Origin of the sequence: Pseudomonas putida W15Oct28, assembly GCF_000708715.2 — a bacterium.
GTDB classification, from domain to species: Bacteria; Pseudomonadota; Gammaproteobacteria; order Pseudomonadales; family Pseudomonadaceae; genus Aquipseudomonas; species Aquipseudomonas putida_R.
Window position 1 is genome coordinate 19,403 of the sequence record NZ_JENB01000024.1, and the last position, 25,267, is coordinate 44,669.

Annotated in this window: 26 protein-coding genes; 8 read left to right on the top strand and 18 right to left on the bottom strand. The window is 63.6% G+C overall.

The genetic code is table 11. The features are described 5' to 3' along the window. Positions 1-23 precede the first annotated feature (23 nt). Both AK81_RS17470 and AK81_RS17475 read right to left on the bottom strand, forming a co-directional pair. Positions 24-785 carry a YdcF family protein gene (locus AK81_RS17470; RefSeq protein ID WP_043200758.1) on the bottom strand — a complete coding sequence of 254 codons (762 nt, stop codon included), beginning with the start codon at positions 783-785 and terminating at the stop codon, positions 24-26. 135 nt (positions 786-920) lie between these two features. Next, a complete protein-coding gene (locus tag AK81_RS17475; protein ID WP_043200760.1) occupies positions 921-1,235 on the bottom strand; it encodes a hypothetical protein in 315 nt (104 codons plus the stop codon). 228 nt (positions 1,236-1,463) lie between these two features. Here AK81_RS17475 and leuS point away from each other — a divergent pair, with 228 nt between their 5' ends. The 5 genes from leuS to AK81_RS17500 all read left to right on the top strand — a co-directional run bounded on the left by leuS (position 1,464) and on the right by AK81_RS17500 (position 7,545). Then, positions 1,464-4,070 carry a leucine--tRNA ligase gene (leuS, locus tag AK81_RS17480; protein ID WP_043200762.1) on the top strand — a complete coding sequence of 869 codons (2,607 nt, stop codon included), beginning with the start codon at positions 1,464-1,466 and terminating at the stop codon, positions 4,068-4,070. A 61-nt stretch (positions 4,071-4,131) separates the two neighbouring features. Further along, positions 4,132-4,737 carry an LPS assembly lipoprotein LptE gene (lptE, locus tag AK81_RS17485; protein WP_043200765.1) on the top strand — a complete coding sequence of 202 codons (606 nt, stop codon included), beginning with the start codon at positions 4,132-4,134 and terminating at the stop codon, positions 4,735-4,737. Between the two features lie 39 nt (positions 4,738-4,776). Then, the gene (gene holA / locus AK81_RS17490; RefSeq protein WP_043200766.1) at positions 4,777-5,814 is read left to right on the top strand and encodes a DNA polymerase III subunit delta; all 1,038 of its coding nucleotides are present in this window, start codon (positions 4,777-4,779) and stop codon (positions 5,812-5,814) included. A 189-nt stretch (positions 5,815-6,003) separates the two neighbouring features. Continuing rightward, positions 6,004-6,168, top strand: a complete 165-nt coding sequence (arfA, locus tag AK81_RS17495) for an alternative ribosome rescue factor ArfA (RefSeq protein WP_012274368.1) — start codon at positions 6,004-6,006, stop codon at positions 6,166-6,168. A gap of 60 nt (positions 6,169-6,228) precedes the next feature. Beyond that, the gene (locus AK81_RS17500; protein WP_043200768.1) at positions 6,229-7,545 is read left to right on the top strand and encodes a lytic murein transglycosylase; all 1,317 of its coding nucleotides are present in this window, start codon (positions 6,229-6,231) and stop codon (positions 7,543-7,545) included. A gap of 133 nt (positions 7,546-7,678) precedes the next feature. On the opposite strand, the gene AK81_RS17505 is transcribed toward AK81_RS17500, so the two are convergent. From AK81_RS17505 to AK81_RS17565, 13 genes are all read right to left on the bottom strand, one after another. Further along, positions 7,679-8,617, bottom strand: coding sequence for a S66 peptidase family protein (locus AK81_RS17505; RefSeq protein ID WP_043200770.1), 939 nt, complete (start codon positions 8,615-8,617; stop codon positions 7,679-7,681). 87 nt (positions 8,618-8,704) lie between these two features. Further along, a complete protein-coding gene (gene lipA, locus AK81_RS17510; protein ID WP_043200771.1) occupies positions 8,705-9,721 on the bottom strand; it encodes a lipoyl synthase in 1,017 nt (338 codons plus the stop codon). 2 nt (positions 9,722-9,723) lie between these two features. Further along, positions 9,724-10,371: a lipoyl(octanoyl) transferase LipB gene (gene lipB, locus AK81_RS17515; RefSeq protein WP_012274372.1), complete on the bottom strand. Its 648-nt coding sequence runs from the start codon at positions 10,369-10,371 to the stop codon at positions 9,724-9,726. Beyond that, positions 10,371-10,646: a DUF493 domain-containing protein gene (locus AK81_RS17520; RefSeq protein WP_043200772.1), complete on the bottom strand. Its 276-nt coding sequence runs from the start codon at positions 10,644-10,646 to the stop codon at positions 10,371-10,373. The genes lipB and AK81_RS17520 overlap by 1 nt, the downstream gene beginning before the upstream one ends. Positions 10,647-10,719: 73 nt before the next feature. Continuing rightward, positions 10,720-11,880 carry a D-alanyl-D-alanine carboxypeptidase family protein gene (locus AK81_RS17525; RefSeq protein ID WP_043200774.1) on the bottom strand — a complete coding sequence of 387 codons (1,161 nt, stop codon included), beginning with the start codon at positions 11,878-11,880 and terminating at the stop codon, positions 10,720-10,722. 272 nt (positions 11,881-12,152) lie between these two features. Further along, positions 12,153-13,154 carry a septal ring lytic transglycosylase RlpA family protein gene (locus AK81_RS17530; RefSeq protein WP_043200776.1) on the bottom strand — a complete coding sequence of 334 codons (1,002 nt, stop codon included), beginning with the start codon at positions 13,152-13,154 and terminating at the stop codon, positions 12,153-12,155. Then, positions 13,154-14,164 carry a lytic murein transglycosylase B gene (mltB, locus tag AK81_RS17535; RefSeq protein WP_043200777.1) on the bottom strand — a complete coding sequence of 337 codons (1,011 nt, stop codon included), beginning with the start codon at positions 14,162-14,164 and terminating at the stop codon, positions 13,154-13,156. Before mltB ends, AK81_RS17530 begins: the two co-directional genes overlap by 1 nt. A 17-nt stretch (positions 14,165-14,181) precedes the next feature. Further along, positions 14,182-15,285 (bottom strand): rod shape-determining protein RodA, encoded by a 1,104-nt coding sequence (gene rodA, locus AK81_RS17540; RefSeq protein ID WP_050491907.1) that lies wholly within the window; start codon positions 15,283-15,285, stop codon positions 14,182-14,184. A gap of 38 nt (positions 15,286-15,323) precedes the next feature. Then, a complete protein-coding gene (mrdA, locus tag AK81_RS17545; protein WP_043200780.1) occupies positions 15,324-17,213 on the bottom strand; it encodes a penicillin-binding protein 2 in 1,890 nt (629 codons plus the stop codon). Between the two features lie 16 nt (positions 17,214-17,229). After that, complete coding sequence (gene rlmH / locus AK81_RS17550) at positions 17,230-17,697, bottom strand: 23S rRNA (pseudouridine(1915)-N(3))-methyltransferase RlmH (protein ID WP_003249722.1); 468 nt, start codon at positions 17,695-17,697, stop codon at positions 17,230-17,232. A gap of 9 nt (positions 17,698-17,706) precedes the next feature. Further along, positions 17,707-18,138, bottom strand: coding sequence for a ribosome silencing factor (gene rsfS / locus AK81_RS17555; RefSeq protein ID WP_043200781.1), 432 nt, complete (start codon positions 18,136-18,138; stop codon positions 17,707-17,709). Positions 18,139-18,181: 43 nt separating this feature from the next. After that, the gene (gene nadD / locus AK81_RS17560; RefSeq protein ID WP_043200783.1) at positions 18,182-18,841 is read right to left on the bottom strand and encodes a nicotinate-nucleotide adenylyltransferase; all 660 of its coding nucleotides are present in this window, start codon (positions 18,839-18,841) and stop codon (positions 18,182-18,184) included. 1 nt (position 18,842) lies between these two features. Then, positions 18,843-20,114, bottom strand: a complete 1,272-nt coding sequence (locus AK81_RS17565) for a glutamate-5-semialdehyde dehydrogenase (protein WP_043200784.1) — start codon at positions 20,112-20,114, stop codon at positions 18,843-18,845. 328 nt (positions 20,115-20,442) lie between these two features. Here AK81_RS17565 and AK81_RS17570 point away from each other — a divergent pair, with 328 nt between their 5' ends. Then, the gene (locus AK81_RS17570; protein ID WP_043200786.1) at positions 20,443-21,111 is read left to right on the top strand and encodes a DNA-3-methyladenine glycosylase; all 669 of its coding nucleotides are present in this window, start codon (positions 20,443-20,445) and stop codon (positions 21,109-21,111) included. A gap of 2 nt (positions 21,112-21,113) precedes the next feature. After that, on the top strand, positions 21,114-22,430 hold the full coding sequence (locus AK81_RS17575; protein ID WP_043200787.1) for a bifunctional DedA family/phosphatase PAP2 family protein: 1,317 nt from the start codon (positions 21,114-21,116) through the stop codon (positions 22,428-22,430). 174 nt (positions 22,431-22,604) lie between these two features. Here AK81_RS17575 and AK81_RS17580 read toward each other — a convergent pair whose 3' ends face one another. From AK81_RS17580 to AK81_RS17590, 3 genes are read right to left on the bottom strand one after another with little or no spacing between them, the layout of a single operon-like run. Next, positions 22,605-23,195, bottom strand: coding sequence for an LON peptidase substrate-binding domain-containing protein (locus AK81_RS17580; protein ID WP_016501812.1), 591 nt, complete (start codon positions 23,193-23,195; stop codon positions 22,605-22,607). 9 nt (positions 23,196-23,204) lie between these two features. Further along, positions 23,205-23,921, bottom strand: coding sequence for an LrgB family protein (locus AK81_RS17585; RefSeq protein WP_043200788.1), 717 nt, complete (start codon positions 23,919-23,921; stop codon positions 23,205-23,207). Continuing rightward, positions 23,918-24,280: a CidA/LrgA family protein gene (locus AK81_RS17590; protein ID WP_043200790.1), complete on the bottom strand. Its 363-nt coding sequence runs from the start codon at positions 24,278-24,280 to the stop codon at positions 23,918-23,920. The genes AK81_RS17585 and AK81_RS17590 overlap by 4 nt, the downstream gene beginning before the upstream one ends. A 143-nt stretch (positions 24,281-24,423) precedes the next feature. On the opposite strand from AK81_RS17590, the gene AK81_RS17595 reads away from it, so the two are divergent. Further along, on the top strand, positions 24,424-24,879 hold the full coding sequence (locus AK81_RS17595; RefSeq protein WP_043200791.1) for a MaoC family dehydratase: 456 nt from the start codon (positions 24,424-24,426) through the stop codon (positions 24,877-24,879). The last annotated feature ends 388 nt before the right edge of the window (positions 24,880-25,267 follow it).

The window sequence follows — 25,267 nt, forward strand, 5'->3', positions numbered from 1 at the left end:
AGAGGGTTGTGCAAGCCGGTAAATCAGTAGAACACCCGATACCCCACCAACCCCACCACTTCATTAAGCAACTGCCCGCTCTGCCACATCGCCCGGCTCTCCGGCAGCAACCCGGCAAACGGCCGTGCATGATCGCGCCCCAGGAACCCCACCGGCGCAGGCACCACCTCAAACCCAGCCTGCTCGAAGCTCCAGCGCGAGCGCTGCATGTGCCAGGCCTGGGTCACCACCACCACACGGCGAATGCCCAACGGCTGCAACACCTTGGCTGTGAGCTGGGCATTTTCCCAGGTCGTGCGGCTGGCCTCTTCGCGCCACTTCACCTCGACCGCAAAGTCTTCCTGCAGCCGATCAGCCATCAACCGCGCCTCGCTCGGCGGCGTGCCATAGTGCAGCCCACCACTGGTCAACACTGGCAAGCCCGAGGCCTTGGCCAGCCGCGCGGCAAAGCGCATGCGCTCCAGCGCTGTGGCCGTGGGCTGGTCGCTGCCGCCCCAGGCCGGGTCGCCGCGCTCGCGCCCCGCACCCAGCACCACAATGGCATCGGCCCGGCTCGCCAGGGCGGCCCAGTCGCTCACTGCCAGCGGCGGCTCGCTTTCCAGCACTCGGGCGGTTTCCTGCACCACCAGCGGCAGGCTCATCAGCCACAGGCCACCAAGCCCCACGGCAAAGCACAGCGCCGCCAGCCGTGGCCGCCGCGCACGCAGCCACCAGGCCGCAAGCAGCAGCAGGAACAGGATGCCCGGCGGCATCAGCCATTGTTTGATGAAGAATCGGATCGGCATCGGCCACACCTCCTTGGCAGGGGTGCAGCCTAAAAGGATCGGCGCCGGTCAACAAGGGTGCGACCGGCGCCAATCGTGAGCTGTGTGATATTGAAGAACCGGCGCGCGATGGCCTGCGGCTGGCATCCTGAACGGCTAGCGATGTGGCAGCGTCCTGGACTTCGCCGTATTGGCGGGGCGTTTCTTGTCCTTGAGCCAGATGATCTTGGCCGATGTCGGCTCCGCTTGTGGGTAACTGCCGGCACAGGCACTCTGGCGCACCGGGATGGATTCCAGGTAGGCCTTGATCACTTCGAACTCTGCGTGGCTCAGGCCGCGCAATTCCAGCTCGGCCGGCATCTCGTCGCGCAATCGCACCGAGGTCCTGGCCGCTTCCAGCGCCAGGCCAAGCCGGTCGATCAGGCGTTCATAAAGCTCCGGCTTGATTGCGGGTAGCTGCGTCTCTCCCATCCGTTCACCTCATTGAAGATAAAGAATATCTCCCCCCACACCTGAGCTTAGCGGCGCAATGAAAAGCAGCTGCCTGCCGCGACCAGCGGGCATTCGCAACGAAGGTTTCCCACGATGCGCAACGCTGCTGTATGCTACGGCGTTCACTCTAAACGACACCGGAGTACCGGTTGCAGCGAGGTTCCGCTGCCTGGAACAAGGTCTCTTCTCTCTCAGCCAAAAGTAGCCATGCACGAACAATACACGCCCCGTGATATCGAAGCCGCCGCCCAGAACTTCTGGGACGAGCAACAATCGTTCGCTGTTACCGAACAGCCAGGCAAAGACACCTTCTATTGCCTATCGATGTTCCCGTACCCGAGCGGCAAGCTACACATGGGCCACGTGCGCAACTACACCATCGGCGACGTGATTGCCCGCTACCAGCGTATGCTGGGCAAAAACGTCCTGCAGCCGATGGGCTGGGACGCTTTCGGCATGCCCGCGGAAAACGCGGCGATGAAAAACAACGTCGCCCCGGCCAAGTGGACCTACGAAAACATCGACTACATGAAGACCCAGCTCAAGAGCCTGGGCCTGGCCATCGACTGGGCACGTGAAGTGACCACCTGCAAACCCGACTACTACCGTTGGGAGCAGTGGCTGTTCACCCGCCTGTTCGAGAAAGGCATCATCTACCGCAAGAACGGGACCGTGAACTGGGACCCGGCAGACCAGACCGTACTGGCCAACGAGCAGGTCATCGACGGCCGTGGCTGGCGTTCGGGCGCGCTGATCGAGAAGCGCGAAATCCCGATGTACTACTTCCGCATCACCGACTACGCCGACGAGCTGCTGGAAAGCCTCGACGAGCTGCCGGGCTGGCCTGAGCAGGTCAAGACCATGCAGCGCAACTGGATCGGCAAGTCGCGCGGCATGGAAGTACAGTTCCCGTACGACCAGGCCAGCATCGGCCACGAAGGCACCCTGAAGGTCTTCACCACCCGCCCGGACACGCTGATGGGCGCGACTTACGTCGCCGTCGCCGCCGAGCACCCGTTGGCCACCCAGGCTGCCCAGGGCAACCCGGCACTGCAGGCGTTCATCGACGAGTGCAAGAGCGGCAGCGTCGCCGAGGCCGACATGGCCACCCAGGAAAAGAAGGGCATGGCCACTTCCCTGCTGGTCGAGCACCCGCTGACCGGCGAGAAACTGCCGGTCTGGGTCGCCAACTACGTGCTGATGCACTACGGCGACGGCGCCGTGATGGCCGTGCCGGCCCACGACGAGCGTGACTTCGAGTTCGCCCGCAAGTACAACCTGCCGGTGAAGGCCGTGGTGCGCACCAGCGAAGGCGACGAAGTCGGTAACGAATGGCTGGCCGCTTACAACGAGCACGGCCAACTGATCAACTCCGGCGAGTTCGACGGCCTGGACTTCGCCGGCGCCTTCGACGCCATCGAAGCCGCCCTGATCCGCAAGGAACTCGGCAAATCGCGCACCCAGTTCCGCCTGCGTGACTGGGGCATCAGCCGCCAGCGCTACTGGGGCTGCCCGATTCCGATCATCCACTGCCCGTCCTGCGGCGACGTACCGGTGCCGGAAGACCAGCTGCCGGTCACCCTGCCGGAGAACGTGGTACCGGACGGCGCCGGTTCGCCACTGGCGCGCATGCCTGAATTCTACGAATGCACCTGCCCGAAATGCGGCACTGCGGCCAAGCGCGAAACCGACACCATGGACACCTTCGTCGAGTCGTCCTGGTACTTCGCCCGCTACGCATCGCCTAACTACGACAAGGGCCTGGTCGACCCGAAAGCCGCCAACCACTGGCTGCCTGTCGACCAGTACATCGGCGGTATCGAACACGCGATCCTGCACCTGCTGTATGCGCGCTTCTTCCACAAGCTGATGCGCGACGAAGGCCTGGTCACCTCGAACGAGCCATTCAAGAACCTGCTGACCCAGGGCATGGTGGTCGCCGAAACCTACTACCGCGTGGCCAGCAACGGCGGCAAGGACTGGTTCAACCCGGCCGATGTCGAAATCGAGCGCGATGCCAAGGCCAAGATCATCGGCGCCCGCCTGAAGACCGACGGCCTGCCGGTGGAAATCGGCGGCACCGAGAAGATGTCGAAGTCGAAGAACAACGGCGTCGACCCGCAATCGATGATCGAAGCGTACGGCGCCGACACCTGCCGCCTGTTCATGATGTTCGCCTCGCCGCCCGACATGAGCCTGGAATGGTCCGATTCCGGCGTCGAGGGTGCCAGCCGCTTCCTGCGCCGTGTCTGGCGCCTGGCTCAGGCTCACGTCAGCCAAGGTCTGCCGGGCAAGCTGGATGTCGCCGCACTGGACGACGCGCAGAAGGTCATTCGCCGCGCCATCCATGCCGCCATCAAGCAGGCCAGCACCGATGTCGGCCAGTTCCACAAGTTCAACACCGCCATCGCCCAGGTGATGACCGTGATGAACGTGCTGGAAAAGGCCCCGCAAGCCAGCGAACAGGACCGAGCCCTGCTGCAGGAAGGCCTGGAGGCCGTTACCCTGCTGCTGGCGCCGATCACCCCGCACATCTCCCATGAGCTGTGGCTGCATCTGGGCCACGCAGGGTCTGTGATCGATGCCGCCTGGCCGAGCGTCGACGAACAGGCACTGGTGCAGGACACCGTTACCCTGGTGGTTCAGGTCAACGGTAAACTGCGCGGCCAGGTCGAGATGCCTGCCGCGGCCAGCCGCGAAGAAGTCGAAGCCGCCGCCCGCAGCAACGAGAATGTCCTGCGCTTCATCGATGGCCTGACCATCCGCAAGGTCATCGTGGTACCGGGCAAGCTGGTCAACATCGTCGCCAACTGATGAAAACGCCCACCCGCAGTGGCTGCGGGTGGGCGGCACAGGCCCACAAGGGAGCAACAACATGATCAAACGCAATTTGCTGGTAATCGGCCTGGCGGTCATGCTCAGCGCCTGCGGTTTCCAGCTGCGCGGCACCGGCTCTACCGAGCTGAGTGTGAAGGAAATGGACGTCAGCGCACGCAATGCCTACGGCCCGACCGTGGTCCAGCTGCGCGAGGTACTGGAGCGTAGCGGTGTCAACGTGCATGCCGGCGCGCCTTACCGCCTGGTGCTGACCAACGAGCAGGAGCGCGAGCGCTCGGCAACCTACAGCAGCGGTAACCGTACCGCCGAGTACGAGCTGACCACGGAGCTGAACTACAGCATCCAGGGCCTGAACAACCTGGAACTGATGAGCGACAAGCTGGAAGTGCGCAAGGTCTACGTGCGTGACGGCTCGAACATCACCGGTTCCGAGCAGGAAGCCAACCGCGCCCGTGAAGAAATGCGCCGCGACCTGGTCAACGCCATGGTCGTGCGCCTGCAGATGCTGAGCCCGTCCCAGCTGGACGAGCTGCAGCGCAAAGCCGACGAACGCGCCAAGGCCGAAGCCGACGCGCTGGAGGCCGCCCGCCGTCAGCAGGCCGAAACGCCTCAGCAGTCGCCACTGGAAGTACCGGGCAACTAAGCCCGCGTGGGGCACCCTCGGGTGCCCCGCCTGTTTCCCATGAAACTCGCCCCCGCCCAACTCAACAAGCACCTGCAAGGCGCTCTGGCACCGGTTTACGTGGTCAGCGGCGACGACCCGCTGCTGTGCCAGGAAGCCGCTGACGCCATTCGCAACGCGGCACGCCAGCAAGGCTTCGACGAACGCCAGGTATTCAGTGCCGACGCCAACTTCGACTGGGGCACCCTGCTCCAGGCTGGCGCCAGCCTGTCGCTGTTCGCCCAGCGCCGCCTGCTGGAATTGCGCCTGCCCTCGGGCAAGCCCGGTGACAAGGGCGCCGCCGCGCTGATGGAATACTGCGCCAGGCCCGCCGAAGACACCGTGCTGCTGGTCAGCCTGCCCAAGCTCGACGGCAGCGCGCAGAAGACCAAATGGGGCAAGGCCTTGATCGAAGGTGCCCACTGCCAGTTCATCCAGATCTGGCCGGTGGATGTGCACCAGCTGCCACAGTGGATCAACCAGCGGCTGCAGCAAGCCGGCCTGTCGGCGCAACGTGACGCTGTCGACCTGATCGCTGCGCGCGTGGAAGGCAACCTGCTGGCCGCCGCGCAGGAAATCGAAAAGCTCAAGCTGCTCTCCGACGGCAACCAGATCACGGTGGAAACCGTGCAGGCGGCTGTCGCCGACAGCGCCCGCTTCGATGTCTTCGGCCTGGTCGACGCCATTCTCAACGGCGAAGCGGCCCATGCCCTGCGCATGCTCGAAGGCTTGCGGGGTGAAGGCGTAGAGCCGCCCGTGATCCTCTGGGCCCTGGCCCGTGAACTACGCCAACTGGCCGGGCTGGCCCAACAGTTCAGCCAGGGCGTGCCGCTGGACAAGGCCTTCAGCCAGGCCCGCCCGCCTATCTGGGACAAACGCCGGCCACTGGTCAGCAAAGCCCTGCAGCGCCTGTCGGCGCAGCGTTGGGGGCAGTTGTTGCAGGATGCCCAGCGTATCGATGCCCAGATCAAGGGCCAGGCCGAGGGGTCTCCTTGGACGGGTTTGGCTCGGCTGTCGCTGCTGATGGCTGGCCAGCGACTGGCTCTTCCCCCCGAGTAATTGGGGTCCCTGTGGGAGCGGGCGTGCCCGCGAATCAGGCGACGCGGTGGATGGCACCGGCTTCGCCGGTGTTCGCGGGCACGCCCGCTCCCACAGGACTGCGATCGACCATAAACATAATCAATTGGCCCCTACCCGTACCAAGCCCTACAGTGCGCCCCGAAACCCACCCAACCCGGGAACCCCGCCATGAGCAAAAAGCCGAAAAAGCACGGCCCCAACAAGGCCAAGTCGATCATCGCCCAGCCCCTGTTCCGCTGCCGCCAGGAACAACCGGACAAGGGCAAGGGCAGCTACCGCCGCGAAGCCTTCCAATCGAGAGATTGGGAGGCTTCTTACTTTTTGGCGGCATGAAAGCATCGCAAGCGCAGGCATGGTATGGTCGTCACCTGACCTGCAATTCTGGATCTGTGCATGCTCTTCCGTCTTCTCCCCCGTTGGGAAACCCGCCAGCTGATCGCGGCCTCCAGCTTCATCCTGCTCGTGGCCTGCGCGGAAAAACCCACCGCTGCCGACGCACTGCCGCTGGCCCCTGCCCAACCCGCTCCAGTGGTGACTGTGCCCGGCACAACGCCTGACGTCAGCACTGAAATCCAGCCTCTGCAAACCTTTGCCCAGTGGCAGGCAGGCTTCCGCCAGCAAGCCCTGCAAGCCGGCATCTCGCCGAGCACGTTCGACAGCGCCTTCCTCGGCGTCACCCCCGACCTGGACGTGATCAAGGCCGACCGCAGCCAGCCGGAGTTCACCCGCCCGGTATGGGAATACCTCGAAGGCGCCCTGTCGCCTCTGCGCGTGCGCAACGGCAAGAGGCTGCTGGAGCAGAATGCCGAGCTGCTGACCCGCCTCGAGCAACGCTATGGCGTCGACCGCCAGGTGCTGGTCGCGGTGTGGGGCATGGAAAGCAACTTCGGTCAGTTCCAGGGCAACAAGTCGGTGATTCGCTCGCTGGCCACGCTGGCCTATGAAGGCCGCCGCCCGCAGTTCGCCCAGGACCAGCTCATCGCCGCGCTGCAGATCATCCAGCATGGCGACATCCAGCCTGAAGCCATGCGTGGTTCGTGGGCCGGCGCCATGGGCCAGACCCAGTTCATCCCGACCACCTACAACACCCATGCCGTGGACTTCGACGGTGATGGCCGCCGCGACATCTGGAACAGCACACCAGATGCCCTGGCCTCGACTGCGCACTACCTGCAAAGCTCGGGCTGGAAGCGTGGTCAGCCATGGGGCTTCGAGGTACAAGTGCCGGCCGGTTTCGATTTCTGGCAAGCCGATGGCGCGTTGCGCAAGCCGGTGAGCGAGTGGCTGGCGATGGGCGTGAAACTGCCTGCAGGCACGCAATTGCCGGCCAACAGCAACCAGCTGTCTGCCGCCCTGCTGCTGCCAGCGGGCGCGCGCGGGCCGGCGTTCCTGGTACTGGACAACTTCCGCGCCATTCTCAAGTACAACAACTCATCCTCCTACGCGCTGGCGGTGAGCCTGCTGGGGGATCGCTTCAGCGGCTGGGGCTTCATTGCCGGCAGCTGGCCGAAAGAAGACCTGCCGCTGAGCCGCAGCGAGCGCATGGAGTTGCAAAACCTGCTGAACAGCCGCGGGCATGAGGCCGGGAATGCCGATGGCATCATCGGCGCCAATACCCGCAAAGCCATTCGTAATGCCCAGCAAGGGCTGGGGTGGCCGGCGGACGGGTATCCGACCCATAAGCTGCTCGAGAGCCTGCGCCGCCAGTGACATTTTTGGGGCCGCTTTGCGGCCCATCGCGACGCAAGGCCGCTCCTACAGGGATCGTGTAACTACAATGTATCGCGATCCCCTGTAGGAGCGGCCTTGTGTCGCGATGGGCTGCAAAGCAGCCCCGACAATCTCAAGCCTTGAACAAATCCTCTTCCAGCACCAGGCTCTGCCGATCACTGTCCAGCCGAACCCGAGCCCCCAACGGCAAGCACACATTCGGGTCGCAATGCCCACTGCGCCACCCCGCCAGCACCGGCACACCCAGCGGCGCGAAGGTATCCTCCAGCAACGGCGCCAACGCCGCCGTGGTAATCCCGGCAAAGTCCCCCACCAGCACGCCCTTGACGCCGTCCAGCTTGCCCGCCAGGCGCAACTGGGTCAGCAGGCGGTCGACCCGGTACAACGGCTCGTTGACGTCTTCGATGAACAGGATGCAACCCTGGGTATCCAGCTCGGCAAGCGTCCCCATGGTCGCGCCCAGCATCGACAGGTTGCCGCCCAGCAGCGGCCCGCTGGCCACACCCGGCAACACACTGCTCAATGCATAGTCCGCCGGGTGCACGATCGGCTCGCCTGCCCGCACATGCCCACCCAGCTGCGCCAGCAACGACGACTCGGTCGGAGGCAACTTGGCCCCCAGCAGGTCGGCATTGAGCATCCCCCCATGGAAGGTAACCAGCCCGCTATGCCGGTAGATCGCCGTATGCAGCGCGGTGATGTCGCTGTAGCCGATCAACGGCTTGGGGTTGCGCCGGATAAGCTCGAAGTCGAGCTGGCCCAGCAAGCGCATGCTGCCGTAGCCCCCACGCATGCACAGGATGGCGTCGATGGCCGGGTCGGCAAAGGCATCGTGCAGGTCCTGCAGGCGCTGTTGGTCCGGCCCTGCCAGGTAACCCTGCGCCTGTAAGGCACCCGGGTAGATACGGCAACGGTAGCCGCGGTCAACGAACCACTGGCTGACCTTGTGCGTATCCAGCCGCGCCGCACCCGCCGGGGCGACAATGGCAAAGCAGGCGTTAGCCGGCAGCGCAGCTGGCAGGCCGGGTTGGAAGGTTTCGGCGCAATTCATCGCGGCTCCTTGCAGCGGGTGTGGCACAAACAAAAATGCCGATGCCGCCTTTCGGCGTGCATCGGCATGCGTAACTCTGATTTTGCCTCAGAGCTTGATCTTGGCTTCGTGAGCTTGCTGGTCAGCGTGGTACGAAGAACGCACCAGCGGGCCGGAGGCAACGTTCTTGAAGCCCATCTTGTACCCTTCCTCGGCGAACCAGGCGAAGGTGTCCGGGTGAACGAAACGTTGCACCGGCAGGTGGCTACGCGATGGCTGCAGGTACTGGCCGAGGGTGAGCATGTCGATTTCATGCTCACGCATGCGGTGCATCACCTCGATCACTTCTTCGTCAGTCTCGCCAAGGCCGAGCATCAGGCCCGACTTGGTCGGTACGTGCGGCACCATCTGCTTGAACTTCTGCAGCAGGTCCAGCGACCAGTCGTAATCCGAACCCGGACGCGCGGCCTTGTACAGGCGCGGCACGGTCTCGAGGTTGTGGTTGAACACATCTGGCGGCTGTTGTGCGGTGATTTCCAGCGCAACGTCCATGCGGCCACGGTAGTCCGGCACCAGGGTTTCCAGCTGCACACCCGGCGACAGCGCGCGAATTTCGCGGATGCAGTCGGCAAAGTGCTGGGCACCGCCGTCACGCAGGTCGTCGCGGTCTACCGAGGTGATCACCACGTACTTCAGGCGCAGGTCGGCAATGGCGACAGCCAGGTTTTTCGGCTCGTCCAGGTCCAGCGGTTTTGGTCGGCCGTGGCCAACGTCGCAGAACGGGCAGCGACGGGTGCAGATGTCACCCATGATCATGAAGGTGGCGGTGCCACCAGAGAAGCACTCGCCCAGGTTCGGGCAGGAGGCCTCTTCGCACACGCTGTGCAGCTTGTGCTTGCGCAGCAGTTGCTTGATGCGGTCTACCTCGGGCGAAACCGGGATACGCACGCGGATCCAGTCAGGCTTTTTCGGCAGCTCGTCGGTAGGGATGATCTTTACCGGGATGCGCGCGACCTTGTCGGCGCCACGCAGTTTAACCCCAGCTTCCACCTTCTTCGGCGCTTGGCGCGGGGTGACATCCTGGGTAGGTATCAGGTTCGGCACGGCTTCTTGCACAGTTGTCATATTCAGTCGATTCCGCCCGTGAGGGTCGTCTGCTCAGCGTAGTCGAGGTGCTTGACCAGCTGTCCGCGCAGCCTTGTCCTGACCTCGTCGAGTTCGATCGGGCCTGCCAGATCGCGCAGCTGGGTCATGGCCAGCCCCGCATAGCCGCAGGGGTTGATTCGGCGGAATGGCGCAAGGTCCATGTCCACGTTCAGGGCAAGGCCGTGGAACGAACGGCCGTTGCGAATTCGCAGGCCGAGGGAGGCAATCTTCGCTCCGTCGACATAGACGCCCGGGGCATCGGGCTTGGCCGATGCCTGCACGTCGTAACTGGCGAGCAGGCCGATCAGGGCCTGTTCGATACGGCTGACCAACTCGCGTACGCCAAAGCCAAGCCGGCGCACGTCCAGCAGCAGATAGGCAACCTGCTGACCGGGGCCATGGTAGGTCACCTGGCCGCCGCGGTCGGTCTGCACCACCGGGATATCGCCCGGCACCAGCAGGTGCTCGGCCTTGCCGGCCTGGCCCTGGGTGAAGACTGCGGGGTGCTCGACCAGCCAGATTTCATCCTGGCTGTCCGGGCTGCGCTGCTCGGTAAAGCGACGCATGGCCTCCAGCACCGGTTCGTAGGGCTGCAGGCCAAGCTCGCGAAAACCGAGACAGGCGGACATCAGAGCACCATTTTCACGATGCCGGTAGCGCGCAGGGCGCTATTGATGTCGTGCAACTGGTCTTCGCTGGTGGCAACGATGTGCAATTGCACGGTGGTGTACTTGCCTTCCTTGCTCTGGCGCTCAGCCAAGGACTTCATGTCGACCTCGGCATATTTCATCAGGATCTCGACGACCGTGTCCTTGAAATGGACAACGGTATCGCCGATCACCTTGATCGGGTAATCAGCGCAAGGGAATTCGATCTTGTGCGACTTGACGTCTGGTTCGCTCATGGCGGAAACGGCCTCGTAAGCCGTGGCAACAACAACGCCCCCGCAAGGAACGCGGGGGCATGCAGGTCACGTATCAGTTGAACAACCCGAAGAAGAATAGACGGATGCTATCCCACATACGGCGGAAGAAACCACCTTCCTCGACGCCATCGAGGGCGATCAGGTCGGCGCTGTGAACCACTTTCTCGTCCAGTTTGACTTCCACTTTGCCGATCACGTCACCTTTGGCGATTGGCGCGGTGAGCTGCGGGTTCATGGTCATCGAAGCCTGCAGGCGCTTAAGCTGGCCTTTAGGCATAGTCATGGTCAGGTCATCAGCCAGGCCAGCCTTGATCTGGCTGGTGGCGCCCTTCCAGACCGGGGCCTGGGTCAGCTCGGTGCCCTTCTGGTAGAAGGTCTGGGTTTCGAAGAAGCGGAAACCGTAGGTCAGCAGCTTCTGGGTCTCGGCAGCACGCGACTGCTCGCTGTTGGTGCCGAACACCACGGCGATCAGGCGCTGGCCATCGCGAACGGCCGAAGCCACCATGCAGTAGCCGGCTTCGTCAGTATGGCCGGTCTTCAGGCCATCGACGGTCTTGTCACGCCACAGCAGCAGGTTGCGGTTAGGCTGCTTGATGTTGTTCCAGAAGAACTCTTTCTGCGAGTAGATGGCGTAGTGGGCCGGGTCGACGGTGATGATCGCACGGGCCAGGGTTGCCATGTCATGCGCCGACGAGTAGTGCTCCGGGTTCGGCAGGCCGGTCGGGTTCATGAAGTGGCTGTTGCTCATGCCCAGGTCGGCAGCCGTCTTGTTCATCATGTCGGCAAAGGCATCTTCGCTGCCGGCGATGTGCTCGGACAGGGCGACCGAGGCGTCGTTGCCGGACTGGATGATGATGCCGTGCAGCAGGTCGCTGACAGTCACCTGGCTGCCGACCTTGATGAACATGCGCGAACCGCCGGTACGCCAGGCGTTTTCGCTGACGGTAACCGGGTCGTTCTCACCGATCTGGCCGCGGCGGATGTCCAGGGTGGCGATGTAGGCGGTCATCAGCTTGGTCAGGCTGGCTGGCGGCAGACGCTCGTCACCGTTGTTCTCGACCAGCACGTTGCCGCTGGACGCGTCCATGAGTACGTAGGACTTGGCTGCCAGTTGCGGTGGCGCCGGCGTCATCTGCTCTGCCGCGAAGGCGGCAGGCGTGATCATCAGCAGTACAGGCAGGCAAAGTCGTTTGGCAAGGTTGGTGATGTTCATCCGTCTCTCGAAAATCGCTAATGGTCTGAGATGTTCCCTGGGCAAGATCGTGTGCCCAGCGCCAGTCAGTCTAGTTTTATGGCCGGTGGCCTGGCCCGCGCATGTGCGGCTTTATGTCGCTGCGGGCAAAAGCCGTCATTGTACATGGCCGCGCCCGGCAATTCATGACAAAACCGACAGTTTGGTGTTGCCTCCTTCGCGGGCACGCCCGCTCCCACAGGGTGTCGCCTACCCCTGTGGGAGCGGGCGTGCCCGCGAAGAAGACGACGCGGTCAGTCAGCTGTGACCAGCTTGGCCTGCCCCAAGTTCGCCAGGCGGATGCTGTCTTGTGCTTGCTGGATCTCGCCCTGGCTGCCGATTGGCCCCAGGCGCACGCGGTGCAGGGTCTGCTGGTTACGCACGATCGAGCTGATGAACACCGGTGCACTGACCATGGTGCTTAGCTTGGAGCGCAGCAGTTCGGCGGCGTCCGGGTTGGCAAAGGCGCCTACCTGCAAGAAGCTGCCGCCATTGCCGCCAGGTACGTTGTTGCCCCCCACCTGCACCGGCACCACCGGCGCTGCATGCTGCTGGGCCGGCGGGGTCCATTGCTCGACACGCCCGGTAGTGGCCGGGATTGCCTGGGTCTGCGCCATCTGCGGCTCTTTCAGCACCATCGGCGGCGTCTGGCCACGCTGGGCCCACCACTGCTGCGGGTCGATACCCTCGACGCGCACATGCGCCGTGCCGGTCTCGGCATAGCCGAGTTTTTTCGCCGCCGCGTAGGACAGGTCGATGATGCGGTCGGAATAGAACGGGCCACGGTCATTCACCCGCAGGACCACGCTACGGCCGTTGGCCAGGTTGGTCACCCGCACGTAGGCCGGCAGCGGCAAGGTCTTGTGCGCCGCGCTCATGCCATACAGGTCGTACAGCTCGCCGTTGGCGGTGTTCTGGCCGTGGAACTTGGTGCCGTACCACGACGCGGTGCCCTCGGCGCGGTAATTGCGCGAGTCCTGCATCGGGTAGTAGGTCTTGCCCAGCACCGTGTAGGGGTTGGCCTTGTAGTTACCGGTGTGCACGGTCGGCGTGGCGTCGGGGATCTTGTTCACATCCACATCCCACCACGGCGCGCCGTCCTTGTGGGCCCGGTTGATGTCCAGCCCCGGCTGGGTACGTACGACGTTGCCACTGCTTTGCTGGGTCGGGCGGCTGGATGAACAGCTGGCCAGCACCACACCAACGGCGAGGCAGGTCAACAGCTTGAAGGAATTGGCAGAAATGATTGCGCGCATTACTTGACGCCCCGTGCTTGAACCAGCTGTTGCGCAAGCTGATGCACCGCCATGGCATACATCACGCTGCGGTTGTAGCGAGTGATCGCGTAGAAATTCTTGAGACCCAACCAGTACTCGGGGCCATTGTCGCCCTCAAGGCGGAAGGCCGTGACCGGCAGATCATCGCGCAGCGAATCATGAACCGACCAGCCAAGCGCGCGCAACTCCCCTACCGTTTTCACCGGTTCGATGCCGGTGGTCAGGCCTTGGTCGGCTCGTGCACCGTCCACCCAGGCGCGGCTGACCACGCCCCCGCCTGCCACCCAGCCATGGCGCTTGAAGTAGCTGGCGACGCTGCCGATGGCATCGTCCGGGTTGTTCCAGATATTGATGTGGCCATCGCCGTCGAAGTCCACCGCGTAGTTGCGAAAACTGCTCGGCATGAACTGCGGCAGGCCCATGGCGCCGGCATAGGAGCCTTTGAGCGTGAGCGGGTCGAGCTGCTCATCACGGGCCAGCAGCAGGAATTCGCGCAGTTCCTTGCGGAAGAACTCGGCCCGCGGCGGGTAGTCGAAGCCCAGGGTCGACAGCGCGTCGATCACCCGGTAGTTGCCGGTGTTGCGGCCAAAGAACGTTTCCACGCCGATGATCGAAACAATGTACTGCGCCGGCACGCCGTATTCCTGCTCGGCACGGGCCAGCACGGCCTCGTGCTGGCGCCAGAAGTCCACACCACGGGCAATGCGCGCGTCGGTGAGGAACATCGGCCGGTAGTCCTTCCAGGGCTTGACCTTTTCGGCCGGGCGCGAGATGGCGTCGAGGATCGACTGCTTGCGCTGCACTTCACGGAAGACGCCCATCAGTTGCTCAGGGGCAAAACCATGGTCGCGGCTCATTTCGCCAACGAACTCGGCCACCTGCGGTGAGCCTTGATAATCGCCGGCATGGGCCAGCTGTACAGCGCCGAACAGGCCCACCGCGCCGATCCACGGCGCACAACGGGCAGCCCAGTTACGCACTGCTTGCATGAAATTCTTCACCTTATTCAAACCTGCGCGATCCATTTGCGGTGCGTATGGATCGACATCAGAACGCCAAACGCTGACAGCAGCGTCACCAACGATGTTCCGCCATAGCTGATGAAGGGTAGCGGCACGCCCACCACGGGCAGGAGGCCGCTGACCATCCCGATATTGACGAACACGTATACAAAGAAGGTCATGGTCAGGCTGCCCGCGAGCAGCTTGCCGAACAGGGTCTGCGCCTGGGCGGTGATCATCAGGCCACGGCCGATCAGCAGCAGGTAGACGATAAGCAGCAGGCAGATGCCGACCAGGCCGAACTCCTCGCCCAGTACGGCGATAATGAAGTCGGTGTGGCTTTCAGGCAGAAAGTCCAGGTGCGACTGGGTGCCGAGCAACCAACCCTTGCCGAATACCCCGCCCGAGCCGATCGCCGCCTTGGACTGGATGATGTTCCAACCCGTGCCCAACGGGTCGCTTTCCGGGTCGAGGAAGGTCAGTACCCGCTGTTTCTGGTAGTCGTGCATGACGAAGAACCACATCGCCACCGCCACCGGCACCGCCGCCGCCAGCACGCTGAGGATCCAGCGCCAGCGCAGGCCACCCATGAACAGCACGAAGGCGCCGGAGGCGAGAATCAGCAGCGCCGTGCCCAGGTCGGGCTGGCGCACGATCAGGATGAACGGTACGCCGATCAGCACCAGGCTGATGGCCACGTGCTTCAAGTGCGGCGGCAAGGTGCGCTTGGACAGGTACCAGGCGATGGTCGCCGGCATGATGATCTTCATGAATTCCGAGGGCTGGAAGCGGATCACCCCGGGGATGTTGATCCAGCGCGTGGCACCCATGGCGTTGTGGCCCATCACGTCCACCACCACCAGCAACAGCACCCCGGCCAGGTAGGCCAGCGGCACCCAGCGGGCCATGAAGCGTGGTTCCAGCTGGGCGATGACGAACATCGACACAAGGCCGATGCCGAACGAGGTGGCCTGCTTGAGCAACAGGTCCCAGTTCTTGCCACTGGCCGAATAGAGCACGAACAGGCTGCCGGCCGCGAGGGTCAGCAGAATGACCAGCAAGGGGCCGTCGATATGGATGCGCTGCAGAAAGCTGGCGCGCCGACGCATCACATCCTCACTGGAGAGCATGCGATCGAAATTGTTCATCACAGGGCCGATTCCTGGGTAACGGTGGCAGGCACGAACTCGGGCTTGAGCCGGCCGTTTTCGTCGAGCAGCCAGGCGTCCATGATCTGGCGTACCACGGGCGCAGCGACACCCGAGCCGGACTCACCGTTCTCGACCATCACCGAAATCACGATCTTCGGGTTATCGGCCGGGGCAAAGGCGACGAACAGGGCGTGGTCGCGGTGGCGCTCCTGAAGCTTGTTGCGGTCGTACTTCTCGCCCTGCTTGATCGCCACCACCTGGGCGGTACCGCTCTTGCCGGCAATGCGGTACTGGGCGCCGGCGGCAGCCTTGCGCGCAGTACCTCGGGCGCCGTGCATCACCTGCTCCATGCCATGGGTGACCTTGGCCCAGTCGGACTTGTCACGCAGCATGATGTTTTCCATGGGGTTGTCGTCCACTGGCGCCTGGCCTTCGATGGTCTTGGCCAGGTGCGGGCGGTTCCACACGCCCTTGTTGGCGATCAGCGCAGTGGCCTGAGCCAGCTGCAGCGGCGTGGCCTGCATGTAGCCCTGGCCGATACCGAGAATCAGGGTTTCACCGGGGAACCACGCCTGGCGGCGGGTGGCGCGCTTCCATTCGCGCGACGGCATCAACCCGGCAGACTCCTCGAACATATCGAGGGAAACCCGCTGGCCGATGCCGAACTTGTTCATGTAGCTGGACAGCCGATCGATGCCCATCTTGTGCGCAAGGTCGTAGAAGTAGGTGTCGTTGGAACGCATGATCGCGGTGTCCAGGTCGACCCAGCCATCGCCGGAGCGGTTCCAGTTACGGTACTTGTGGTCATAGTTGGGCAGTTGGTAATAGCCCGGGTCGAACACCCGGCTGCTGGCATTGACCACGCCACTGTCCAGGCCAGCGATGGCCACCGCCGGCTTGATGGTCGAACCGGGCGGGTACAGGCCACGCAGAACGCGGTTGAACAGCGGGCGGTCGATCGAATCGCGCAGTTCGGCGTAGGCCTTGAAGCTGATGCCGGTGACGAACAGGTTGGGGTCGAAGCTTGGCTGGCTGACCATCGCCAGCACCTCGCCGGTGCGTGGGTCGAGTGCCACCACTGCGCCACGTCGGCCACCCAGGGCGGCCTCGGCGGCTTCCTGCAGCTTGATGTCCAGGCTCAGCACAATATCCTTCCCCGGTTTCGGGTCGGTGCGCTTGAGCACCCGTAGCACGCGGCCTCGGGCGTTGGTCTCGACTTCCTCGTAGCCAACCTGGCCGTGCAGGGCGTCTTCGTAGAAGCGCTCGATGCCGGTCTTGCCGATATGGTGGGTACCGCTGTAGTTCACCGGGTCGAGGGTTTTCAGCTCTTTCTCGTTGATGCGCCCCACATAACCCACCGAATGGGCGAAATGCGCCCCCTGCGGGTAATGCCGCACCAGCTGGGCCACCACTTCCACGCCTGGCAGGCGGAACTGGTTCACCGCCACCCGGGCGATCTGCTCTTCGTTGAGCTCGAACAGGATTGGCACCGGCTCGAACGGCCGACGCCCCTGACGCATGCGCTTCTCGAACAGGGCCCGGTCGTCGGCCGTCAGCTCCAGCACTTCGACGATGGTGTCCAGCACTTCCTGCCAGTTACCCGCACGTTCGCGGGTCATCGACAGGCTGAAGCTGGGCCGGTTGTCGGCAACGATCACCCCGTTGCGGTCGAAGATCAGCCCGCGGGTCGGCGGGATCGGCTGCACGTGCACCCGGTTGTTCTCCGACAGCGTCGAGTGATAGTCGTACTGGATGATCTGCAGGTAGTACAGCCGCGCGATCAGCACGCAAATAAGCAGCATGATCGCAACCGCGCCGACCACGACGCGGTTGCGCACCAGGCGGGCGTCTTTCTCGTGGTCCTTGAGGCGGATCGGCTGCGACATCTGACTGCTTACAGGCTCATTTGTGGTAAGGGTGCCCGGACAACACGGTCCAGGCGCGGTAGATCTGCTCGCCGATGAGTATCCTTACCAACGGGTGCGGCAGGGTCAGCGGCGACAGCGACCAGCGTTGCTCGGCGCGCGCGCAAACCTCAGGCGCCAGGCCTTCCGGGCCGCCCACCATCAAATTCACCGTGCGCGCATCCAGGCGCCAGCGGTCCAGCTCGGTCGCCAGCTGCTCGGTGCTCCAGGGCTTGCCATGGACCTCGAGGGTGACAATGCGTTCCCCAGGCTGAACCTTGCTCAGCATGGCTTCGCCCTCCTGACGGATCAGGCGGGCGACGTCGGCATTCTTGCCACGGGTGTTCAGCGGGATTTCCACCAGCTCCAGCGACAGCTCGGCGGGCAGGCGCTTGGCATATTCATGCCAGCCTTCCTCGACCCACTTCGGCATGCGCGAGCCGACCGCGATCAGACGCAGACGCACGACGCTTCCTTATTCCCGGTCTTTGATCTTGTCATCGAAGTAGGCGCTGGCGTTTTCCGGGCTGTGATGCTTGGCATCAGCAGCACGGCTCTGCTCGGCACCCGCCCACAGACGCTCCAGGTCGTAGAACTGGCGGGCAGCGGCAGTCATCATGTGCACGATGACGTCGTTGAGGTCCAGCAGTACCCAGTCGCTGTCGCCCTTGCCTTCTTCGCCCAGCGGCTGCGCGCCTTGTTTCTTGACCGCTTCACGGACCTTTTCCAGCATCGCGTTGATCTGGCGGTTGGAGGTACCGGTGGCAATGATCATGTAGTCGGTCAGGCTGTGCTTTTCGCGCACGTCGATAACCTGGATGTCCAGGGCCTTGACGTCTTCCAGAGCGCTAATGGTCAGTTTGACCAGTTCTTCGCCACTGATGCCATTGGTTTTCTGCTTGCTCATATAAAACTCGTTCAACTCGTTGGATGAGGCGCCAGAGGCACCGTCAGTTAGGCGCACGATACAGTTCGTGCGCCTCGATGTAGGCCAGTACGGCGTCCGGCACCAGGAACCTCACCGATTTGCCGCTGGCCAGCAGCTGTCGGATCTGTGTAGCCGACACCGCAAGCGGCGTCTGCCAGACGAACGAAATATTTCCCGCCGGGCCGGACATGGCGGCGGGATCGCTCTCCGAGCGCGCAGCCAGCAGGTTGCGCAGCTCGTCAGGGGGTTCTACGTCGGCATCCGGCCGTTGCAGCACCAGGATGTGACAATGTTGCAGCAATTCTTCCCAGCGGTGCCAGCCAGGCAGGCCACAGAAGGCATCCCAGCCCAGCACCAGGAACAGCTGGTCGTTGCCGGCCAGTTCGGCGCGGATCGATTCCAGCGTATCGATGGTGTAAGACGGCTTGTCCCGTTCCAGCTCGCGGGCATCGACGCTCAGGCAAGCAACGCCCTGCACTGCTTCGCGGACCATGGCCAGGCGATCCTGCGCGGCCACCTGCGGGGTGTCACGGTGCGGCGGCCGGGCGTTGGGCAACAGGCGCAGCTCGTCCAGCCCCATGAACTCGGCCACTTCCAGCGCGCTGCGCAGGTGGCCGATGTGCACGGGGTCGAAGGTGCCGCCTAGAATGCCGATGCGCCGGACTGCCTGGGCCTTGCTCAACTCAGCAGGACCCCTGACCGCGCAGCTGACCGTCGCCGATCACTACGTACTTCTCGCACGTCAGGCCTTCGAGGCCGACCGGGCCACGGGCATGCAGCTTGTCGGTGGAAATACCGATTTCCGCACCCAGCCCATACTCGAAACCGTCGGCGAAGCAGGTCGGGGCGTTGAGCATGACCGACGCCGAGTCGACCTCGGCCATGAACTGGCGGGCTTCACCCTGGTGTTCGCTGATGATCGAGTCGGTGTGGTGCGAGCCATAGTGGTTGATGTGCTCGATGGCCTGGTCCAGGCCATCGACGACGCGGATCGACAGGATCGCGTCCAGGTACTCGGTGTGCCAGTCGTCTTCAGTGGCCGGCTTGGCCTCGATCAGCGCGCGGGTGCGCTCGCAGCCCCGCAGCTCCACGCCCTTCTCCTGGAAGCGGCGGGCCATTTCCGGCAGGAAGCGCTCGGCCACTTGCTGGTCGACCAGCAGGGTTTCCATGGCGCCGCAGATGCCATAACGGTAGGTCTTGGCGTTGAAGGCGACGTTCCAGGCCTTGTCCAGGTCGGCATGCTGGCTGACATAGATGTGGCAGATGCCGTCCAGGTGCTTGATGACCGGCACGCGGGCATCGCGGCTGATGCGCTCGATCAGCCCACGGCCGCCACGCGGCACGATGACGTCAACAAATTGCGGCATGCTGATCAGCGCACCCACGGCTTCGCGGTCGGTAGTCTCGACCACCTGTACCACGGCGGCCGGCAGGCCCGCTGCGGCCAGGCCACGCTGGATGCAGGTGGCGATGGCGCGGTTGGAGTGAATGGCTTCGGAGCCGCCACGCAGGATGGTCGCGTTACCCGACTTCAGGCACAGGCTGGCGGCATCGATGGTCACGTTAGGGCGCGACTCGTAGATGATCCCGATCACCCCCAGCGGCGCGCGCATCTTGCCGACCTGAATACCGGATGGGCGGTAGCTCAGGTCGCGGATGGCACCGACCGGGTCCGGCAGGCTGGCTACCTGGCGCAGGCCGGTGATCATGCCGTCGATGCGCGCAGGGGTAAGCGCCAGGCGGTCGAGCAGCGCCGGCTCAAGGCCATTGGCGCGGCCGGCAGCCAGGTCCAGCTCGTTGGCGGCAGTCAGTTCGGCACGGGCAGCATCCAGCGCATCGGCAGCGGCTTGCAGGGCGCGGTTCTTCTGCGCGGTGCTGGCACGGCCGATCACCCGGGAAGCCTCACGGGCAGCGCGACCCAAACGGGTCATGTAGTCAAGAACGGACTCAGTCATGGGTTCGGTGTCTTGGCGAAGGGGAAATCGGCTGATTATAACTGCCGCGCAGGTGTACGCCCAGCGGCGGGTGGCGGATGGTAGAAAATGGCAGGGGCAATGTGTAGGAAAGATGTAACCAGGGTTATCGAAATTTCTTTCTCCTGTTGCGGCCCTTTCGCGGGCGCGCCCGCTCCCACAGGGATTTCACAAGGCCTGGGGCTATGCAGTACCTGTGGGAGCGGGCATGCCCGCGAAGAGGCCGGCACTGCCAAGATCACACTCGATTCAGCCTCGATTAAGCCATTCATTGCTATCATCCCCGCCTCCCCAGCCACGAACTGCCCGCATGCCAGCCCTGCCCGACCGCTTTTTCGACCGTGATGCCCAGACCTTGGCCAAGGCCCTGCTGGGCAAGGTAATCCGCCATCGCCACGGCGACCTGTGGCTGGCTGCGCGCATCATCGAGACCGAGGCCTACTACCTCACCGACAAAGGCAGCCACGCCTCGCTCGGCTTCACCGAAAAGCGCAAGGCGCTGTTCCTCGATGGCGGGCACATCTACATGTACTACGCCCGTGGCGGCGACTCGCTGAACTTCAGTGCCCATGGCCCAGGTAACGCGGTGCTGATCAAGTCTGCCTATCCTTGGCAGGACGCCCGCTCAGGCCCGAACAGCCTGGCGCAGATGCAGTTGAACAACCCCGACGCCAGCGGCAGGCTGCGCCCGGATGAGCGCCTGTGCGCCGGCCAGACCCTGCTGTGCCGGGCCCTGGGCCTGAAAGTGCCCCACTGGGACGCCCAGCGCTTCGACGCCGAGCGGCTGTACGTGGAGGATTGCGGCAATGCTGTACCTCGGGTGATCCAGGCCGCGCGGCTGGGCATCCCGCACGGGCGCGACGAGCACCTGCCCTACCGCTTCGTCGACGCCGAGTACGCCCGTTTCTGCACGCGGAACCCGTTACGTCGCGGCCAAGTCGAAGGCCGTGACTTCTTCATTCTCGAACAAGGAAGCTGAACATGGGCCAATGGCTCGACAGCCTGACCGGCTGGCTCAGCGCCAACCCGCAGTGGCTTGGCGTGGCGATATTTCTGGTGGCCTGCGTCGAATGCCTGGCCATTGCCGGCATCATCGTGCCTGGCACCGTGCTGCTGTTCGCCGTCGCGGTACTGGCCGGCAGCGGTGCCTTCAGCCTGGGCGAAACCCTGCTACTGGGTTTTCTCGGCGGCTTGCTGGGCGATGTCGTGTCGTACACGGTGGGCAAGTACTTCCACCAGAATATCCGGCGCCTGCCACTGCTACGCCATCACCCTGAGTGGATCGGCAGCGCCGAAACCTACTTTCAGCGTTACGGCATTGCCAGCCTGCTGGTGGGGCGCTTCATCGGCCCTTTGCGGCCAATGCTGCCAATGGTCGCCGGCATGTTCGACATGCCCCTGCCGCGCTTCATCGCCGTCAGCCTTGTAGCCGGGGCCGGCTGGTCGGTCGCCTACCTGCTGCCAGGCTGGGCTACCGGCGCGGCCATGCGCCTGCCGCTGCCGGAGGGCTTCTGGCTGGATGCCGGCATCATCGCCGGCACCTTGGCCGTACTGATCGGCCTGAGCCTGAACAGCAGCCTGCGTGACCAACGCCACGGCACCCGGCTGGTCGCCGGCCTGAGCTTCATCGCCCTGGCCGGGATATTCCTCGGCTGGCCGTACCTGCACGAATTCGACCAGGGGGTGATGACGCTGGTGCAGGAGCACCGCAGCCAGGTCATCGATGGCGCCGTGGTGCTGGTGACCCGACTGGGTGATTTTCGTACCCAACTGTTTCTTGGCGGGCTGCTGACCGGCCTGTTGCTGCTTGCCCGCCAGTGGCGGCACGCATTTTTTGCTGCGGGCGCGCTGATGGGCACGGCGATCGCCAACGGTACGCTGAAATGGCTGTTCGCCCGGGCACGGCCGGAAGTGCTGACCGACCCGCTGACCAGCTACAGCATGCCCAGCGGGCACAGCTCGGCGTCGTTTGCGTTCTTCCTGGTGATGGCAGTGCTGGCAGGGCGCGGACAGCCACCACGAATGCGCCTGACCTGGGTGATGCTGGGTTGTATTCCGGCGCTGTCGATTGCCCTGTCACGGGTTTACCTGGGCGCACACTGGCCAACCGACATCCTCGCCGGGGCGCTGCTGGCGTGCTGTGTGTGTGCGCTTAGCCTGGCAGTGGTGCAGCGTAAGCAGACGCTGCCGGCCTTGCCGCAGCGTGCGTGGTGGCTGGTGTTGCCGGCATGTATTGCGCTGCTGGCGTTCTTTGCCATGCATGCGCTGCCTCAGGCTTTGCTCCGGTACCAATATTGATGTCGCCTGCCCCAAACGGGCATCACGATCCGTGTAGGAGCGGCCTTGCGTCGCGATGGGCCGCACAGCGGCCCCGACAATTTGTGCAGCGCTGCTGAAATTATGGGGCTGCTTTGCAGCCCATCGCGACACAAGGCCGCTCCTACAAAAGCCGTGCGGAATGCAGGTAAGCCATCAGGCAAACAGCTCACCCTGAATCCGCTCCAGCAATTTCTGGATCTCGCCCAACCGCTGCTGCGGCGAGTCGAGGGTCAGCAGGTCCAGCTTGTCTTCTTCCATGAACGGCAGCAGGTACGCCAGCTGATTGGCCAGTGCCTGGCGCCCGTCCACCGGGCGCGGCATGTCCAGCGCCTCGACCATCGGGTGCTCGCCTAGCGCCACCAGCAGCGCCAGCAGGTCGTCATCGGCCTCGAGCAACGGGCTGTCCGCCTGCTCCGGTAGCCATTGCACCTGCCCCACCAGCAACTGGTCCTTCTGCACCTCGGTGCTTTCCAGGTTGAAGCGCCGTACGCCTTCGACGCGAATACCCAGCAAACCGTTATCCTGCTGCACGAAGTCGCGGATCACCGCTTCGCAACCGATCGACGCGACCATTGGTGGCGCCTTGCCAACCTGCTCGCCCTCCAGGATGCAGACCACCCCAAAGCCTTCGCCCTGCTTCATGCAGCGCCCGATCATGTCCAGGTAGCGTGCCTCGAAAATCTGCAAATCGAGAAAGCAACCCGGGAACAGCACGGTATTGAGCGGAAACAGCGGTAGTGTCATCACAATTCCTCAAGCCACCAGGCTGACTGCCAGCGGCAGGAACACTGCCGTGGCTACCCCCATCAAGCTCATCGCCAGCGCGGCAAAAGCGCCGCATTCGTCACCTTCCTGCAGGGCGACCGAAGTACCCACCGCATGCGCGGTCACACCCAGCGACATGCCGCGCGCCTCCGGGCTGTGCACGCCAAAGCGACTCAGCAGCGCCGGGCCGAAGATCGCGCCGATCACCCCGGTGATCAGTACGAACACTGCCGCCAGGGCCGCCACACCGCCAATCTGCTCTGCCACCAGCATGGCGATTGGCGAGGTCACCGACTTGGGTGCCATGGTCATCAGGATCATGTGTTCTGCACCGAACCACCAGCCTAGCAACAGGCAGCAGAGCGTGGCGAACAGGCCCCCGATTACCAGCGTAGTAAATGTGGGCCAGAACAGCTGCCGGATACGCCGCAAGTTGAGATAGAGCGGCACAGCCAGCGCCACGGTGGCGGGGCCCAGCAGGATGTTCATGATTTCGGTGCTCTTGCGGTACTCGCTGTACTCGATGCCGCACAGCAGCAGCACGCCGATTACCAGCAACATCGACACCAATACCGGCTGCAGGAAGATCCAGCGGGTTTTCTCGTAGGCCGCCAGCACCACCTGGTACGCACCGAGCGTGATACCGATACCGAACAAAGGATGGTGCACCACGGCATCCAGCGCGCCTTGCCAATCGAGCATCATGGCTGCTCCTCGCGCTTGCCCTGGCGATGGATGAGTTTTTGCATCAGCACACCGACAAACACCAGCGTCACCAGGCAGGAAATCAGCAGGGCACCAGCAATCGCCCAGAAGTCGGCGGCGATGTCCTTGGCGTATACCATCACCCCCACTGCCGGCGGCACCAGCAACAGCGGCAGGTAGCGCAGCAGGCTGCTGGCCGCCTCGTTCAGCGGCTTGCCCACCTCACCGCGGGCCATGAGGAAGAACAACAGCAGCACCAGGCCGATGATCGGCCCCGGCAGAAACGGCACCAACAGGTGATTGATCGCCGTCCCCAGCAGCTGGAACAGGACCAGCCAGGTCAAACCACGCAACAGCATAAGCATCTCCCTCGGGCATGGCCGCCATTATAAGCACGCACAGCTATATACCGATATTCGCCGAAAAGCAGACAACTTGACTGAAACGGTTCGCCGTGCTGATCTTGCACTTTCGTACCAACTGACAACCTGGAGAGTCCGCGATGCCCTATGTACCGGTTACAGAGCTTTCGCAATACGTTGGTAAGGAACTGGGCCGCTCCGCCTGGCTGAAAATCGACCAGCAGCGCATCAACCTGTTCGCCGAGGCGACGGGCGATTTCCAATACATCCATGTCGACCCTGAAAAGGCGGCGAAAACCCCGTTTGGCGGCACGATCGCCCACGGCTTCCTGACATTGTCACTGATCCCCAAGCTGATCGAGGACATCCTGGTCCTGCCAGAAGGGCTGAAGATGGTGGTGAACTACGGACTGGACAGCGTGCGGTTCATCCAGCCGGTCAAGGTCGACAGCCAGGTCAGGCTGAAGGTGGACCTGGCCGAGGTGGTGGAGAAGAAGCCGGGGCAATGGTTGCTCAAGGCGATTGCCACGCTGGAGATCGAAGGGGAAGAGAAGCCTGCTTATATAGCTGAGTCGCTGTCGCTCTGTTTCGTCTGATACACCACGATCTCTATGGGAGCGGCCTTGCGTCGCGATTGGGCTGCGGAGCAGCCCCAGGTCTCTGCACCCTGCCGAAATTGCCGGGGCCGCTCCGCGGCCCTTTCGCGACACAAGGCCGCTCCCACAGGGTCCATCTCTGGTCTTCTCTACAAACCCCCCGCACTCGCGTAAACTGCCAGCCTTCGCGCAGCCTAGGGTTTGTACGAAAAGTCGCCGAGCGGCGATCAGGCAAGGCGAAAACAGGCGAGGAACGGTCGGAGTCGCGCTCGACTTTACGGGTTGTAAATGAGCATTCCGAGCCTGTTTTCAACGCAGCATGATCGTCGCGCAGGCACTTTTTGTACAAAGCCTAGGGCTGCCCCTGTCGATTTACCAAAGGTGCCCG